Genomic DNA, 16,133 nt, shown 5'->3' on the forward strand with positions numbered 1-16,133 from the left:
TCCCACATTTGTTTTGGGGTGCTGGGAAGATTGTTCAAATAATCACCAATCACCTTGCGCCCTTTCTTCCCCTTCTCTACAATTGCGCCCCTTGCCTTCCTGGCGGGCACCGATGTGCCTCCCTGTGGCAAGATCCATAAGTGTCATTCACTCCTTGTCTGACCGTTTTTGAGCGGCAGGCTACAACCCGTAAGGAGCATTCATGCGTCATTACGAAATCATCTTTTTGGTCCACCCGGATCAAAGCGAGCAAGTCGGCGGCATGGTTGAGCGTTACACCAAGCTGATCGAAGAAGACGGCGGCAAAATCCACCGTCTGGAAGATTGGGGCCGTCGTCAACTGGCCTACGCAATCAACAATGTTCACAAGGCTCACTACGTGATGCTGAACGTTGAGTGCACTGGCAAGGCCCTGGCCGAGCTGGAAGACAACTTCCGCTACAACGATGCAGTGATCCGTAACCTGGTCATCCGTCGCGAAGAAGCCGTTACCGGCCAATCCGAGATGCTCAAGGCTGAAGAAAACCGCAGTGAGCGCCGTGAGCGTCGCGACCGTCCTGAGCACGAAGGCGCTGATAGCGCTGATAGTGATGACAGCGACAACAGCGATAACGCTGACGAGTAATCCACGGACCTTTTAAGGAGCCTATCAAATGGCACGTTTCTTCCGTCGTCGTAAATTCTGCCGCTTCACCGCTGAAGACGTGAAAGAGATCGATTACAAAGATCTCAACACTCTGAAAGCCTACGTATCCGAGACCGGCAAAATCGTTCCAAGCCGTATCACCGGTACCAAAGCACGTTATCAGCGTCAGCTGGCCACCGCTATCAAGCGCGCCCGCTTCCTGGCCCTGCTGGCCTACACCGACAGCCACGGCCGCTGAGACCGGGCAGTCGACAAGTAGTAAGGGATTGAATGCATGCGCGCCTTAGCTGAGTTCATCATGCGCGGTCGTGTGCAGGCCACTCTGGTAGTGGCTGGATGTGCGGCATTGCCGTTGCTTTATTGGTTGGGTGCTGCTGCAGGTTGCCTTGTGCTTCTGCGGCGCGGTTTGAAGGACGCCCTTGGCGTTCTTGCCCTGGGACTGCTACCGGCCTTGGTCTGGTGGCTGCAATTCGACGATCCACGGGTACTTCTGGTACTGCTGGGGTCATCGAGCCTTGCGTTGGTTTTGCGCGCAAGTGAGTCCTGGGTCCGCACGCTGCTGGTCAGCGTGGCATTGGGGTTGGTGTACTCAGTGATGCTTGGCGCGGCTTTCCGCCCGCATATCGAGGCGCTGGCGCAGGAGATCGTCAAGATCCTGCCGCTGGCTCTCGGGGATCTCTACCAGCAATTGTCGGTAGATGAGCGAGCGCGTTTCGCGTCACTGATTGCACCGGTCCTGACCGGCCTGATAGCGGCACTGATGCAGATCGTCAGCGTGCTGAGCCTGATTCTTGGGCGTTATTGGCAGGCGTTGTTGTACAACCCGGGTGGTTTTGGTCGCGAGTTTCGCAGTATCAGAATCCCCGCGGGGCCGGCGATGTTGCTGCTGGCGTGCATGGTTGTCGGGCCGAACTTCGGTACCCAGATGGCCTTGCTGGCGCCAATTTGCAGCGTACCGCTGGTGTTTGCCGGGCTGGCCCTGATTCACGGGCTGGTTGCGCGAAAGCGCCTGGCCAAGTTTTGGCTGGTGGGGTTGTACGTCACGCTGTTGCTGTTCATGCAGCTGATCTATCCGTTACTCGTGGTTTTGGCCATTGTCGACGGCCTGATTGATTTTCGCGGTCGTCTGGCGCCGAAAGACGCCGATAACGCGAACGGTGAAGGTTAAAAGTTAGAGGATTTTCACATGCAACTGATCCTTCTGGAAAAAGTCGCCAACCTGGGCAACCTGGGCGACAAAGTGAACGTTAAGGCCGGCTACGGTCGTAACTACCTGCTGCCATACGGCAAAGCCACCGCTGCAACCGCTGCCAACCTGGCTGCGTTTGAAGAGCGTCGTGCTGAGCTGGAAAAAGCCGCAGCAGACAAAAAAGCTTCGGCCGAAACTCGCGCTGCCCAACTGGCTGAGCTGGAAGTGACTATCACTGCCACTGCCGGTGACGAAGGCAAGCTGTTCGGTTCGATCGGCACCCACGACATCGCTGATGCACTGACCGCCTCCGGCGTTGAAGTGCAGAAGAGCGAAGTTCGTCTGCCGAACGGCACCATCCGCAACGTAGGCGAATTCGACGTAGCCGTGCACCTGCACGCCGAAGTTGAAGCCACCGTACGCGTTGTCGTGGTAGCAGCTTAAAGCAGCACCTAACTGGGTGGCACCTCGCGTGCCAGCCGGTTAACATCGGGCACGATCCTGTTTACAGGTCGTGCCTTTTGTTTTTCTACACTCCCCAAATTCCAAGTGGCCATGAACGATATTTCAGCTCCTGAGCAATACGATCTGCAAACCGCTGCCCTCAAGGTGCCGCCGCATTCCATCGAGGCCGAACAGGCCGTGCTCGGTGGCTTGATGCTGGACAACAACGCCTGGGAACGCGTGCTGGATCAAGTCTCGGACGGTGATTTCTATCGCCATGACCACCGCCTGATCTTCCGGGCCATCGCCAAGCTGGCCGACCAGAACTCACCGATCGACGTGGTGACCCTGGCCGAGCAACTCGACAAGGAAGGCCAGACTTCTCAGGTCGGCGGCCTCGGGTACCTCGGTGAGCTGGCTAAAAACACGCCGTCGGTCGCCAACATCAAGGCCTATGCCCAGATCGTTCGCGCGCGCGCCACGTTGCGCCAGTTGATCGGCATCGCCACCGAAATCGCCGACAGCGCCTTCAACCCGGAAGGCCGCACCGCCGAAGAGATTCTCGACGAGGCCGAACGGCAGATCTTCCAGATCGCCGAAGCCCGCCCGAAAACCGGCGGCCCGGTCAGCGTCAACGACCTGCTGACCAAGGCCATCGACCGCATCGATACCCTGTTCAACACCGACAACGCTATTACCGGCCTGTCCACCGGCTACACCGACCTGGATGGCATGACCAGCGGCCTGCAGCCGTCCGACTTGATCATCGTCGCCGGCCGTCCGTCCATGGGTAAGACCACCTTTGCGATGAACCTGGTGGAAAACGCCGTGTTGCGCAGCGACAAGGCGGTGCTGGTGTACTCGCTGGAGATGCCAGGTGAATCGCTGATCATGCGTATGTTGTCGTCCCTGGGCCGTATCGACCAGACCAAGGTGCGTGCCGGCCGCCTGGAAGATGACGACTGGCCGCGCCTGACCTCGGCGGTCAACCTGCTCAACGACCGCAAGTTGTTTATCGATGACACCGCCGGTATCAGCCCGTCGGAAATGCGTGCGCGTACCCGGCGACTGGTGCGTGAGCACGGCGACATCGCGCTGATCATGATCGACTACCTGCAGCTGATGCAGATCCCGGGCTCCGGCGGTGATAACCGTACCAACGAGATTTCCGAGATTTCCCGCTCGTTGAAAGCCCTGGCCAAGGAATTCAACTGCCCGGTGGTTGCCCTGTCGCAGCTCAACCGCTCCCTTGAGCAGCGCCCGAACAAACGCCCGATCAACTCCGACTTGCGGGAATCCGGAGCGATCGAGCAGGACGCCGACGTGATCATGTTCGTGTACCGGGATGAGGTCTATCACCCGGAAACCGAATACAAAGGTGTCGCCGAGATCATCATCGGCAAGCAGCGTAACGGCCCGATCGGCACCGCGCGCCTGGCGTTTATCGGCAAATACACGCGCTTCGAGAACCTGGCGCCGGGCAGCTACAACTTCGAAGACGAGTAAACACAGCGCTTTCAATTCCGACTGCAAAGGTCGGAATTGGTCAAAATTTGTGCTATATTCCGCGCCCGCGATTTTTCATCTCAACACCGGTCACCGTCATGCAAACAGCCAAGCCGTTATTTGACTATCCCAAGTACTGGGCCGAATGTTTCGGTCCTGCGCCATTCCTGCCGATGAGCAGGGAGGAGATGGATCAGCTTGGCTGGGATTCCTGCGACATCATCATCGTCACCGGTGATGCCTACGTTGACCATCCGTCGTTCGGCATGGCGATCATCGGCCGGCTGCTGGAGTCCCAGGGCTTTCGCGTCGGGATCATTGCCCAGCCTAACTGGCAGTCCAAAGACGACTTCATGAAGCTCGGCGAGCCGAACCTGTTCTTCGGCGTCGCGGCCGGCAACATGGACTCGATGATCAACCGCTACACCGCCGACAAGAAAATCCGCTCCGACGACGCCTACACCCCTGGCGGCATGGCCGGTAAGCGCCCGGACCGCGCCAGCCTGGTGTACAGCCAGCGCTGCAAGGAAGCCTACAAGAACGTGCCGATCGTGCTCGGTGGCATCGAGGCTTCGCTGCGCCGCATCGCCCACTACGACTACTGGCAGGACCGCGTGCGCAACTCGATCCTGATCGACGCCACCGCCGATATCCTGCTGTACGGCAACGCCGAGCGCGCCATTGTCGAAGTGGCCCAGCGCCTGTCGTGGGGCCACAAAATCGAAGACATCACCGATGTGCGCGGCACCGCGTTCATTCGCCGTGATACGCCTGCCGGTTGGTACGAAGTGGACTCCACGCGTATCGACCGTCCGGGCAAGATCGACAAGATCATCAACCCGTACGTGAACACCCAGGACACCGAGGCCTGCGCCATCGAGCAGGAAAAGGGCCCGCAGGACGATCCGGAAGAAGCCAAGGTCGTGCAGATCCTGGCCAGCCCCAAGATGACCCGCGACAAGACCGTGATCCGCCTGCCATCGGTGGAGAAAGTCCGTGGCGACGCGGTGCTCTACGCCCACGCCAACCGCGTGTTGCACCTGGAAACCAACCCAGGCAACGCCCGCGCCCTGGTGCAGAAGCACGGTGAAGTGGACGTGTGGTTCAACCCGCCGCCCATCCCGATGACCACCGAGGAAATGGACTACGTGTTTGGCATGCCTTACGCACGTGTTCCGCACCCGGTGTATGGCAAGGAAAAAATCCCGGCCTACGACATGATCCGCTTCTCGGTGAACATCATGCGGGGCTGCTTCGGTGGCTGCACCTTCTGCTCGATCACTGAGCACGAAGGCCGCATCATCCAGAACCGTTCCGAAGAATCGATCATCCGCGAAATCGAAGAGATCCGCGACAAGGTCCCAGGCTTCACCGGGGTGATTTCCGACCTCGGCGGCCCGACCGCGAACATGTACCGCATCGCCTGCAAAACGCCGGAAATCGAATCCGCGTGCCGCAAGCCGTCGTGCGTGTTCCCTGGCATCTGCCCGAACCTGAACACCGACCACTCCTCCTTGATCCAGCTGTACCGCAGCGCCCGTGCACTGCCGGGTGTGAAGAAGATTTTGATCGCTTCCGGCCTGCGCTACGACTTGGCCGTTGAGTCGCCGGAATACGTCAAAGAGCTGGTCACCCATCACGTCGGTGGCTACCTCAAGATCGCCCCGGAACATACCGAGGAAGGTCCGCTCAACCAGATGATGAAGCCGGGCATTGGCAGCTATGACAAGTTCAAGCGCATGTTCGAGAAGTACACCAAGGAAGCGGGCAAGGAGCAGTACCTGATCCCGTACTTCATCGCCGCCCACCCCGGCACCACCGATGAAGACATGATGAACCTGGCCCTGTGGCTCAAGGGCAACGGCTTCCGCGCCGACCAGGTGCAGGCGTTCTACCCGTCGCCGATGGCCACCGCCACCGCGATGTACCACTCGGGCAAGAACCCGCTGCGCAAGGTCACCTACAAGAGCGACGCGGTGACCATCGTCAAGAGCGAAGAACAGCGCCGTCTGCACAAGGCGTTCCTGCGCTACCACGACCCGAAAGGCTGGCCGATGCTGCGTGAAGCGTTGACCCGCATGGGCCGTGCCGACCTGATCGGGCCGGGCAAGGACCAACTGATCCCGCTGCATCAGCCGTCCACCGATAGCTACCAGAGCGCGCGTCGCAAGAACTCAACGCCGGCCGGCAGCCACAAGGTCGCCAAGGAAACGACGACGAAGATCCTCACCCAGCACACCGGTTTGCCACCGCGTGGCAGCGACGGCAGCAACCCGTGGGACAAGCGCGAACAGGCCAAGGCTGCCGCGCAGGCGCGCAACAAGCAGGCGGCCAAAGAGCGTAGCGATGCGGCCAAGGGCAAGGGCGGCAAGCCTGCGCGCAAGCCGGTCGTGCCGCGTTGATCGTAGCCTGAACATGCAAAACGCCAGCCTTGTGCTGGCGTTTTGCTTTCTAGCCGGTGGGAAGTCTGTTTGTTAAGGTGGCGGCCATTAAATCGCTATCGGGGGCAAGCCCCCGATAAGGCCCGACCGGCCACCATCACTTTCAAGGAAGAACACCCATGGGCAACCCACTGGCCGGCATCGGCATGGACTCCAACCGCTCCCAGTTCATGGCGCGCCAGCGCATCGAAAGCCAGATCAACCTGCCGCGCCTGTTCGCCGCCATCGATGCCGACCCCGCTATCGTCGGCGCGGGCGTTGTGTACATCGACGCCGATTTCAACGTGGTCACCCTGCGGGAGTTTCAGCCGATCTGCAGCATTGCGCCCAAACGCATCATTTTGCGTGAAGCGCAGAAATACATCGCCCCGGCGCAATTTGCGCAACAGGTGCAGGACAATCCCCGCGAATCACGCCTGGTGGGCGAGGCGATCAACACATCCCTGTCCTGCGCAGGCGCGATCATCGGTTGGATCGTCGTGCTCAGCGGCACCGTCGCCGTGCCGTTCACGGCGGGCGCGAGCAGCGTGATTACGGCCATCGGCTACACCGCCGCCACCGCCAGCACACTTCAGTGTTTCGCCAGTGGCTATCGCGTCAGCAACGAGATCAGTAATCCCGCCAAAAATGACCAGCTCGACAGTGCGCAGTGGTATCAGTACACCATGATCGCGCTGGACGCTGCGTCGTTGATCGGGGTTGGGGCGTCGACGCTGACCACGGTAAAACTGGTGCGCTTGAATCAGGCCACCACCGGCAAGAGCGTGAGGGACGTACTGCGTGGGTTGAACCGGCAAGAGCGCGCCAAGCTGACGAAAGAGCTGCTCAGCATTCAGGATCCGCGCATCAGCGCCAAAATGCTCAAGTTGAAACAGTTGTCCGGCGAGGCGACCAAGCGTTTCACGCCAGCCCAGGTCAAGCATGCAACAGTGACCCAGATACAGGATGCCCTGGGGGCTGCCATCGGGTTTACCGGCAGTGCACTCTCGGGGAACGTGCGCACTATTGCCGTGGGGTTGTATGAGGAGATGGGCGATGAATGAGCTGCCCGGCGTTCGCAGTTTCCTGGCGCAGTATTTTCCGGTCTTCATGGGCGCGATTTTCGCGGCGGTGTTCAGCCTGGTGTTTGCGGTGCCGCTGATATTCGACAGTTATTTCCCAGGCTTGCCGCTGGACGACAACCTCAAATATTCCTTTTGGGGTGGCCTCGCGCTGACGTGGGGCATCGTGCAGTGCAATTTCATGATTGCGCGCGGCCGCCCGCAGTGGGTATGGCCGCTGGTGATACTGCTCGCACTGTGTGTCCTGGCGGTGTTGCCCACTGTTGCGTTTGGCCCGCATTGGCTGTCCTACGGCTTGAGCCTGTTGTTCCCCCTGCTGGGGTTGCTGCTGCTCAACAGCAAGCGTCACCGCGAAATGCGCCAGAAACTGGTTGAAGTGCGGCGGCTGCGCCAAGCCATCATCGCACCCCACAAAGCGCGCTAGCTGGGTAGATTCACCACTGATCCTCACCTGCGCGCCACAAATATGTGCATCACTTGCACCGCGGCCCCACCGTTCGCGTCGTTTTGGTGCTGTACTGCACCGGGTCTTACGATAAAGCGCAATGACCGCCGCTCTGGCATAAGTCTTGCGCGCTTTGTGCCCATGCCCTGGCTCGCAGGAGGCCGCCGTGTCGATTCATGTCGCGTTGCACCACGTTACGCATTACCGCTATGACCGCGCTGTCGAACTCGGCCCACAGATTGTGCGTTTGCGCCCGGCGGCCCACAGCCGCACGCGGATTTTGTCCTACGCGCTGAAAGTGCTGCCCGAGCAGCATTTCATCAATTGGCAACAGGACCCCCAGGGCAACTACCTGGCGCGGCTGGTGTTCCCGGAAAAAACTGACGAACTGCGCATCGAAGTCGACTTGGTCGCCGAGATGGCGGTGTTCAACCCGTTCGACTTTTTCCTTGAGCCCTACGCTGAAAAAATTCCCTTCAGCTACGCCGCCGATGAGCAGCGCGAGCTGGCGCCGTACCTCGAAACCCTGCCGCTGACGCCGAGGTTTGCCGCCTACCTGGCCGGTATCGACCGTACGCCGTTGCCCGCTGTGGATTTTCTGGTCGGCCTCAACCAGCGCCTGGCGGCTGATATCGGCTACCTGATCCGCATGGAACCCGGCGTGCAAACCCCGGAATTCACTCTGGAAAACGCCTCCGGCTCCTGCCGCGATTCGGCCTGGCTGCTGGTGCAACTGCTGCGCAACCTCGGCTTGGCCGCGCGGTTTGTGTCCGGTTACCTGATCCAGCTGACCGCCGATGTCAAAGCCCTCGATGGCCCGTCCGGCACCGAGGTGGACTTCACCGACTTGCACGCCTGGTGTGAGGTGTACTTGCCCGGCGCGGGCTGGATCGGCCTGGATGCCACCTCTGGGCTGTTCGCCGGTGAAGGGCATATCCCGTTGGCCTGTAGCCCCGATCCATCGTCCGCCGCGCCGATCAGTGGGTTGGTTGAACCCTGCGAGTGCGAATTCACCCACGAAATGTCGGTAGAGCGGATTTGGGAAGCCCCGCGGGTGACCAAGCCCTACACCGAAGAGCAATGGCTGGCGATCCAGGCCCTGGGCCGGCAGATCGACGGCGACCTGCTCAAGCACGACGTGCGCCTGACCATGGGCGGCGAACCGACTTTTGTGTCCATCGACGACCCCGACGGCGCCGAGTGGAACACTGCTGCGCTGGGGCCGGACAAGCGCCGCCTGTCTGCCGAGCTGTTCCAGCGCATGCGCAACCACTACGCGCCCCAGGGGCTGGTGCATTTTGGCCAGGGCAAGTGGTACCCCGGCGAGCAGCTGCCGCGCTGGTCGCTCAATTGCTACTGGCGCCGTGATGGGGTGCCGATCTGGCACAACAGCGCGCTGATCGCCGACGAGCAGCAGGACTACGGCGCCGATGGCGTGCTGGCCGGGCGCTTTCTGGCCAGCGTGGCCGAGCGCCTCAAGCTGCCGGCGCGCTTTGTGTTCCCGGCCTTCGAAGACAATTTCTACTACCTGTGGCGCGAAGGTGCGCTGCCGCACAACGTCACTGCCCAGGACTCGCGCCTGAGCGACGACCTGGAGCGCGAACGCCTGCGCAAAGTGTTCAGCCAGGGCCTGGATAAAGTCATCGGCCAAGTGCTGCCGCTGGCGCGCACCGCCGCCAATGATCGCTGGCAGAGCGGGCGCTGGTACCTGCGCGACAACCATTGCCGCCTGGTGCCGGGGGATTCTGCGCTGGGCTATCGCCTGCCATTGGCCTCGCAGCCTTGGGTGACGGCGGCGGAGTACCCGTTTGTGCATCCGACTGACCCTAACCAGGATCAGCCCGAACTGCCGAGCACTTCCCAACTGCAAAGCCACGGCGAGCCTGCGCCGGTGGATGAACGCGTGCCCAAGGTGGACGAATCCGCCGACTGGCTGACCCGCACCGCGCTGTGCGCCGAGGCGCGGGAAGGCCGCCTCTACCTGTTCATGCCGCCCCTGGAGCGCGTCGAAGACTACCTGGAGCTGGTGGCCGCCATCGAGGCGAGCGCCGAAGAGCTGCACTGTCCGGTCCTGCTGGAAGGCTACGAGCCCCCGGCGGATACGCGCTTGAGCAACTTCCGAGTCACGCCCGACCCGGGTGTGATCGAGGTCAACGTGCAGCCGTCCGCCACCTGGGACGAGTTGGTGGAGCGCACCGAGTTTCTCTACGAAGAGGCGCGGCAAACCCGCCTGACCACTGAGAAGTTCATGATCGACGGCCGCCACACCGGCACCGGCGGCGGTAACCACTTTGTGCTGGGCGGCGCCACGCCCAAGGATTCGCCGTTCCTGCGCCGGCCAGACCTGCTGCGCAGCCTGATCAGCTATTGGCATAACCACCCGTCGCTGTCGTACCTGTTTTCCGGCCTGTTTATTGGCCCGACCTCCCAGGCGCCACGGGTGGACGAAGCGCGCAACGATGCGCTGTACGAGCTGGAAATTGCCTTCGCGCAAATGCCCGCGCCCGGTGAAGACTGCCCGCCGTGGCTGGTCGACCGCCTGCTGCGCAACCTGCTGATCGACGTGACCGGCAACACCCATCGCGCCGAATTCTGCATCGACAAACTCTACTCACCCGACGGCGCCACGGGCCGCCTGGGCTTGCTGGAATTGCGCGCGTTTGAAATGCCGCCCCATGCGCGCATGAGCCTGACCCAGCAATTGCTGTTGCGCGCCTTGGTCGCGCGTTTCTGGCGTGAGCCTTACGCGCCGCCGAAACTGGCGCGCTGGGGCACCGAGCTGCATGATCGTTTCTTGTTGCCGCACGTTATCGAGCAGGACTTCGCTGACGTGATCGTCGAGTTGAATGCCGCCGGCTACCCGCTGCGCGCTGAATGGTTCGCCGCGCACCTGGAGTTTCGTTTTCCCAAGGTCGGCGACTACGCGGTCAGCGGGATCGAACTGGAGCTGCGCCAAGCCCTGGAGCCCTGGCATGTGTTGGGCGAGGAAGGTGCCGTGGGCGGCACGGTGCGTTATGTGGACTCATCCCTGGAGCGCTTGCAGGTCAAGTTGAGCGGCCTGCCGCCGCAGCGTTATCTGTTGACCTGCAACGGCATCCCGGTGCCTTTGCAGCCCACGGGCCGAGTCGGTGAGTTCGTCGCCGGCGTGCGTTACCGCGCGTGGCAACCGGCCAACTGCCTGCAACCGACCATCGCGGTGCATGCACCGTTGGTGTTCGACCTGTTGGACACTTGGATGCAGCGCTCGCTGGGCGGCTGCCAGTACCATGTCGCGCACCCGGGCGGGCGTAATTACGACAGCCTGCCGGTGAATGCCAACGAGGCCGAGAGCCGGCGGATGGCGCGGTTTTTCCGCTTGGGGCATAGCCCAGGCAACCCGCCGGTCCCGCCTGTGGGGACAAACGACGAATGGCAGATGACCCTGGACCTGCGACGCTTCCCCAATAAAAATGACTAAGCGCGACCCATGTGCAAGGGAAGTGCTTTTGTGGCGAGCGGGCTGGCCCGCGTGGGGCCGCGCAGCGGCCCCAAAAAATGGGAGCGCTGCGCACTCCAGCGCGGGCAAGCCCGCTCGCCACAGGTGTTTTCATCCACATCGGATTGCAGTGAATTTGATTTAAACTGACTCCCCTTGCCTCTGCCGAGCGTTCCATGCCCGACTTGCTCGACCGTTACCCGCTGACTGCGGGCACTTATCACGAACTGCTCGATGACAGTGGAGCGGTGCGTGCCCATTGGCGGCGCCTGCTCGACCACCTGCAGCGCAGCACGCCGGCGCAATTGGCTCAGCGCCAGGCGTTGCTGACCCGGCAAATCCAGGAAAACGGTGTGACCTATAACGTCTACGCCGACCCCAAGGGCGCGGATCGCCCGTGGGAACTGGACCTGCTGCCCCATGTGCTGGCTGCCGATGAATGGCAGCACCTGTCGGCGGGTATCGCCCAGCGAGCGCGCCTGCTCAATGCGGTGCTGGCCGATCTGTACGGCCCGCAACGCTTGATCAAAGAGGGGTTGCTGCCCGCTGAGCTGGTGTTCGGGCATAACAACTTCCTGTGGCCGTGCCAGGGCATCCAGCCGCCGGATGGGACTTTCCTGCACCTGTATGCCGTGGACCTGGCGCGTACGCCGGATGGCCGCTGGTGGGTGACTGCCGACCGTACCCAGGCGCCGTCGGGCGCAGGTTATGCGTTGGAAAACCGCACCATCGTGTCCCGTGCTTTCCCGGACCTGTACCGCGATCTGCAGGTGCAGCACCTCACCGGTTTTTTCCGCACGCTTCAGGAAACCCTCGCGCGCCAGGCGCCCGGCGATGACCAACCGCCGCTGATCGTGCTGCTCACGCCGGGGCGTTTCAACGAAAGCTATTTCGAACACCTTTACCTCGCGCGCCAGCTCGGTTACCCGTTGGTGGAAGGCGGCGACCTCACCGTGCGCGACAGCACCGTGTTCCTGAAAACCCTCAGCGGCCTGCGCCGGGTGCACGCGATCATGCGCCGCCTGGACGACGACTTTTGCGACCCGCTGGAGCTGCGCACCGACTCGGCCCTGGGTGTGCCCGGCCTGCTCGGCGCCGTGCGCCAAGGCAATGTGCTGGTGGCCAATGCACTGGGCAGCGGCGTGCTCGAATCGCCCGGCTTGCTGGGCTTCCTGCCCAAGATCAATGAGTTTTTATTTGGCGAAGCGCTGATCCTGCCGTCCATCGCCACGTGGTGGTGCGGTGAGGCGCCGGTGCTGGCCGAGGCCCTGGAAAAACTGCCCGAGTTGCTGATCAAGCCGGCGTTCCCCTCGCAAAGTTTTACCCCGGTGTTCGGGCGTGACTTGAACGACGCGCAACGCCAGGCCCTCGCTGACCGCATGCGCGCGCGGCCTTACGCGTATGTCGCCCAGGAGTTGGCGCAGCTGTCCCAGGCGCCGGTGTGGCACACGGTGGATGACCACTTGCAACACCGCGCCATCGGTATGCGCGTCTATGCCGTGGCCGGTGGCGATGGCTATCGCGTATTGCCCGGCGGGCTGACCCGCGTGGCCGCGGAAGCCGATGCCGAGGTGGTGTCGATGCAGCGCGGCGGTGCCAGCAAAGACACCTGGGTGCTCGGCGAGCGTGCTGCCGGTGGTGAGCATTGGCGTGCGCAACGGGCGATTGGCGCCCATGATCTGGTGCGCCGCGACCCCTATTTGCCATCGCGCGTGGTGGAAAACCTGTTCTGGTTTGGCCGTTATTGCGAGCGCTGCGATGACAGCGCGCGCTGGTTGCGTATCGTGCTCGCGCGCTACGTCGACGGCGACGATCCGCTGGCGTTGCAGGCGGCGGTCGAACTGGGGGAAAACCTGCGCCTGTTGCCGGAGGAGGGCGAGCTGCCCGAACGGTTGCTGGCAGCCTTGCTGGGCGATGACTGGCCATCGAGCCTGCGTGCCAACTTGCAGCGCTTGCAGTGGGCGGCGTCCCAGGTGCGCGGCAAGTTGTCCCGCGAGAACTGGCAGGCGTTGGTTGAGTTGCAACGCGAAGCCATGGAGCTGGAAAGCGAGGCGCCGGATTTTGGCGAGCTGCTGGACTTCCTCAACCGCTTGGTGATGTCACTGGCGGCGTTGTCCGGGTTTGCCCTGGACGACATGACCCGCGACGAAGGCTGGCGCTTCCTGATGATGGGCCGGCGCATCGAGCGCCTGCAGTTTCTCAGCAGCAGCCTGGCGGCGTTCCTGCGGGGTGTGGCGGTGTTCGATCAGGCCGGGCTGGAGTGGTTGCTGGAACTGGGCAACAGCAGCATCACCTATCGCTCACGCTACCTCGCGGTGCCGCAACTGATTCCGGTACTCGACCTGTTGCTGCTGGATGAGCAGAACCCCCACGCCGTGCTGTTCCAGCTGAAACTGGTGAGCCGCACCCTGCGTCGCCTCAACGACGACTTTGGCGTACCGCGCGAAACGGGGCTGGCACCGCTGGTGGAGCGCTTGGCGCGTTTCGACCTGGGGTGCCTGGAGAACCCGTTGTTTGGCGAAACCAGCGTGCGTGCGGCCTTGGACGGCCTGGCTGACCTGCTGCAAGCAGTCGCCGATGAAAGCGGGCAGGTCTCGGACCGCCTGGCGTTGCGCCATTTTGCCCATGTGGATGATGTCAGCCAGCAAACGGTGTCGGTGTAATGAGCGCGCGTTATCAGATTTTTCACGATACCCACTACCACTACGACAGTCCGGTGTCCCTGGCCCAGCAACTGGCGCACCTGTGGCCCCGGCCGTGTGCCTGGCAGCGTTGCACCTGGCAGCAGCTGGACATCAGCCCCGAGCCTACTGCGCGTCGCGATGAGCTGGACGTGTTCGGCAACCCGATCACACGCCTGGCGTTCGAGCGGCCGCACGACGAACTGCTGGTGAATGCCGGACTGACCGTGGAAGTGCTGGCGCGGCCAGTGCTGGACTTCCAGCAATCGTCGCCCTGGGACCAGACCCGAGACAGCCTGACCTACAGCAGCCAGCCACTGTCACTGGACATGATCGAAGCCTGCCGCTATCGCTTCGAATCGCCCTACGTGCACCTGAAAAAAACCTTCGTCGAGTTCTCCGAAAGTTGCTTCCCCCCCGGCCTGCCCTTGCTGCTGGGTGTGCAGGCCTTGATGGAAAAAATCTTCAGCGAATTCACCTTCGATGCCGAAGCCACCCAGGTCGCCACGCCGCTGGTGGAAGTGCTGGAGCGCCGTCGCGGCGTGTGTCAGGACTTCGCCCACCTGATGCTCGCCTGCCTGCGCTCGCGGGGCCTGGCGGCGCGCTATATCAGCGGCTACCTGCTGACCCAGCCGCCGCCCGGCCAGCCACGCCTGATCGGCGCCGATGCCTCCCACGCGTGGGTCTCGGTGTATTGCCCGGTATCGGGTTGGGTGGATTTTGATCCGACGAACAATGTGCAGCCGGCACTGGAGCACATCACCCTGGCCTGGGGCCGGGATTTCTCTGATGTGTCGCCGTTGCGGGGGGTGATTCTGGGGGGAGGGAGCCATGACCCGGAGGTGCGGGTGACGGTGATGCCGCTGGAGTGATTGCCGGTCTTACTGTCGTAAGCAGGCTTTGTGGCAACCCGGCTTGTAGTGGCAAGCCGGCGTGCTATGGCAAGCAGGCTTGCTGTGGCGAGCGGGCTTGCCCGCGTTGGGCTGCGCAGCAGCCCCTATAACCGATTCAACGATCTTTCTGAAGCACCACGGGCATCGATCGGGGCCGCTTCGCGACCCAACGCGGGCAAGCCCGCTCGCCACAACACGCCCGCTCGCCACGACAAATCCGTTCGCCACAGGGTGGGAACGGTCAGTTATTCAGCCGGATCTTTTGGTGTTTCGGTCTCGTCGCTCGTTACTTCACCATCGGCATCCGGGTTCAGTGCGCCCGCTTCTTCGTCTGCAGCGGCTTTCTTGCGTTGCAGTTTTTCCTCTTTCTTCTGTTCCTTGGCCAGGTCTCTCTGACGTTTGGCGAAGGAGTAATTAGGTTTGGCCATGGGCGATCCTCTAGGGTCGAAGGTGAGGGTGGCGGCGCGCAGCTGCCTTGGGTCGCTATGGTAGCAGCTTAGCAGCGCGCTTGGCCTTCACTTACCGCAGGCGTACGCGGCCAGCAGGCCGTTGAAGAATTGATTGAAGTGCATGGCAGAGCCTCCGATGGGTGATGGGCCGATCATAGGCGGGTCGTCGTACTTTGGCTGGTAGATTGTGTTGATCAGTCTGATAGCCTAAAGTTGTATACAATCTGTTGATGCAGATCATAAGAATTCAAGCCTGTTTGAGGCACCCTTACCGCAATCCGCGTTTTTAAACCCTGCCTTGGAGATTCACATGTTTGCCAAACTCATTGCTGTTTCCCTGCTGACTCTGGCGAGCGGCCAGTTGCTTGCTGCAGAGTGCAAGGTCACGGTCGACTCCACTGACCAAATGTCGTTCAACACCAAAGCCATTGAAATCGACAAGAGCTGCAAGACCTTTACCGTCGAGTTGACTCACTCCGGCAACTTGCCAAAAACCGTCATGGGCCACAACTGGGTGCTGACCAGCGCTGCCAATATGCAACCGGTTGCCAGTGATGGCATGGCTGCTGGCATTGACAAGGACTACCTGAAACCAGGCGACGACCGCATCATTGCTCACACCAAGATCATCGGTGCCGGTGAGAAAGATTCGGTGACCTTCGACGTGTCTAAGCTGGCGGCTGGCACGGATTACGCGTTCTTCTGCTCGTTTCCGGGCCACATCTCGATGATGAAAGGCACTGTGGTCGTTAAGTAACACCGCGTTATCGTTCTTCGCGAGCAAGTCGAATCGTCGCACCGCCCCTCCCACATTCGACCGCATTCTCATGTTGGAACTCGGTCAACTGTGGGAGGGGCGGTGCGACGATTCGACTTGCCCCCGATGACGCGAGCAAGCCCGCT

General features: G+C 61.8%; 13 protein-coding genes. 12 read left to right on the forward strand and 1 reads right to left on the reverse strand.

Going from position 1 to position 16,133, the window contains the following annotated elements:
• Positions 1–202: 202 nt before the first annotated feature.
• The 11 genes from rpsF to GIW02_RS02810 all read left to right on the forward strand — a co-directional run bounded on the left by rpsF (position 203) and on the right by GIW02_RS02810 (position 14,760).
• The gene (gene rpsF, locus GIW02_RS02760; protein WP_003236224.1) at positions 203–625 is read left to right on the forward strand and encodes a 30S ribosomal protein S6; all 423 of its coding nucleotides are present in this window, start codon (positions 203–205) and stop codon (positions 623–625) included.
• 28 nt (positions 626–653) lie between these two features.
• Complete coding sequence (gene rpsR, locus GIW02_RS02765; protein ID WP_002551829.1) at positions 654–884, forward strand: 30S ribosomal protein S18; 231 nt, start codon at positions 654–656, stop codon at positions 882–884.
• A gap of 36 nt (positions 885–920) precedes the next feature.
• Entirely contained in the window at positions 921–1,814 is an 894-nt protein-coding gene (locus GIW02_RS02770; RefSeq protein WP_236413336.1) for a hypothetical protein, read from the forward strand.
• Between the two features lie 18 nt (positions 1,815–1,832).
• The gene (gene rplI, locus GIW02_RS02775; RefSeq protein ID WP_003171376.1) at positions 1,833–2,279 is read left to right on the forward strand and encodes a 50S ribosomal protein L9; all 447 of its coding nucleotides are present in this window, start codon (positions 1,833–1,835) and stop codon (positions 2,277–2,279) included.
• Positions 2,280–2,390: 111 nt separating this feature from the next.
• A complete protein-coding gene (gene dnaB, locus GIW02_RS02780) occupies positions 2,391–3,785 on the forward strand; it encodes a replicative DNA helicase (RefSeq protein ID WP_101265926.1) in 1,395 nt (464 codons plus the stop codon).
• Positions 3,786–3,883: 98 nt separating this feature from the next.
• Positions 3,884–6,187 carry a YgiQ family radical SAM protein gene (locus GIW02_RS02785; protein ID WP_236413339.1) on the forward strand — a complete coding sequence of 768 codons (2,304 nt, stop codon included), beginning with the start codon at positions 3,884–3,886 and terminating at the stop codon, positions 6,185–6,187.
• Positions 6,188–6,345: 158 nt separating this feature from the next.
• Positions 6,346–7,269: an NAD synthetase gene (locus tag GIW02_RS02790; RefSeq protein WP_236413341.1), complete on the forward strand. Its 924-nt coding sequence runs from the start codon at positions 6,346–6,348 to the stop codon at positions 7,267–7,269.
• Positions 7,262–7,711, forward strand: coding sequence for a hypothetical protein (locus GIW02_RS02795; protein WP_236413343.1), 450 nt, complete (start codon positions 7,262–7,264; stop codon positions 7,709–7,711). Before GIW02_RS02790 ends, GIW02_RS02795 begins: the two co-directional genes overlap by 8 nt.
• A 187-nt stretch (positions 7,712–7,898) precedes the next feature.
• Entirely contained in the window at positions 7,899–11,189 is a 3,291-nt protein-coding gene (locus GIW02_RS02800) for a transglutaminase family protein (RefSeq protein WP_236421769.1), read from the forward strand.
• A gap of 194 nt (positions 11,190–11,383) precedes the next feature.
• On the forward strand, positions 11,384–13,870 hold the full coding sequence (locus GIW02_RS02805) for a circularly permuted type 2 ATP-grasp protein (RefSeq protein ID WP_236421770.1): 2,487 nt from the start codon (positions 11,384–11,386) through the stop codon (positions 13,868–13,870).
• A complete protein-coding gene (locus GIW02_RS02810; RefSeq protein ID WP_236410496.1) occupies positions 13,870–14,760 on the forward strand; it encodes a transglutaminase-like domain-containing protein in 891 nt (296 codons plus the stop codon). Before GIW02_RS02805 ends, GIW02_RS02810 begins: the two co-directional genes overlap by 1 nt.
• A gap of 266 nt (positions 14,761–15,026) precedes the next feature.
• Here GIW02_RS02810 and GIW02_RS02815 read toward each other — a convergent pair whose 3' ends face one another.
• Entirely contained in the window at positions 15,027–15,209 is a 183-nt protein-coding gene (locus GIW02_RS02815; protein WP_101265946.1) for a hypothetical protein, read from the reverse strand.
• Between the two features lie 331 nt (positions 15,210–15,540).
• Here GIW02_RS02815 and azu point away from each other — a divergent pair, with 331 nt between their 5' ends.
• Positions 15,541–15,987 (forward strand): azurin, encoded by a 447-nt coding sequence (gene azu, locus GIW02_RS02820; protein ID WP_236410497.1) that lies wholly within the window; start codon positions 15,541–15,543, stop codon positions 15,985–15,987.
• Positions 15,988–16,133: the final 146 nt, after the last annotated feature.

The sequence above is a fragment of the Pseudomonas syringae genome, assembly GCF_021606685.1.
Classification (GTDB): Bacteria; Pseudomonadota; Gammaproteobacteria; order Pseudomonadales; family Pseudomonadaceae; genus Aquipseudomonas; species Aquipseudomonas syringae_R.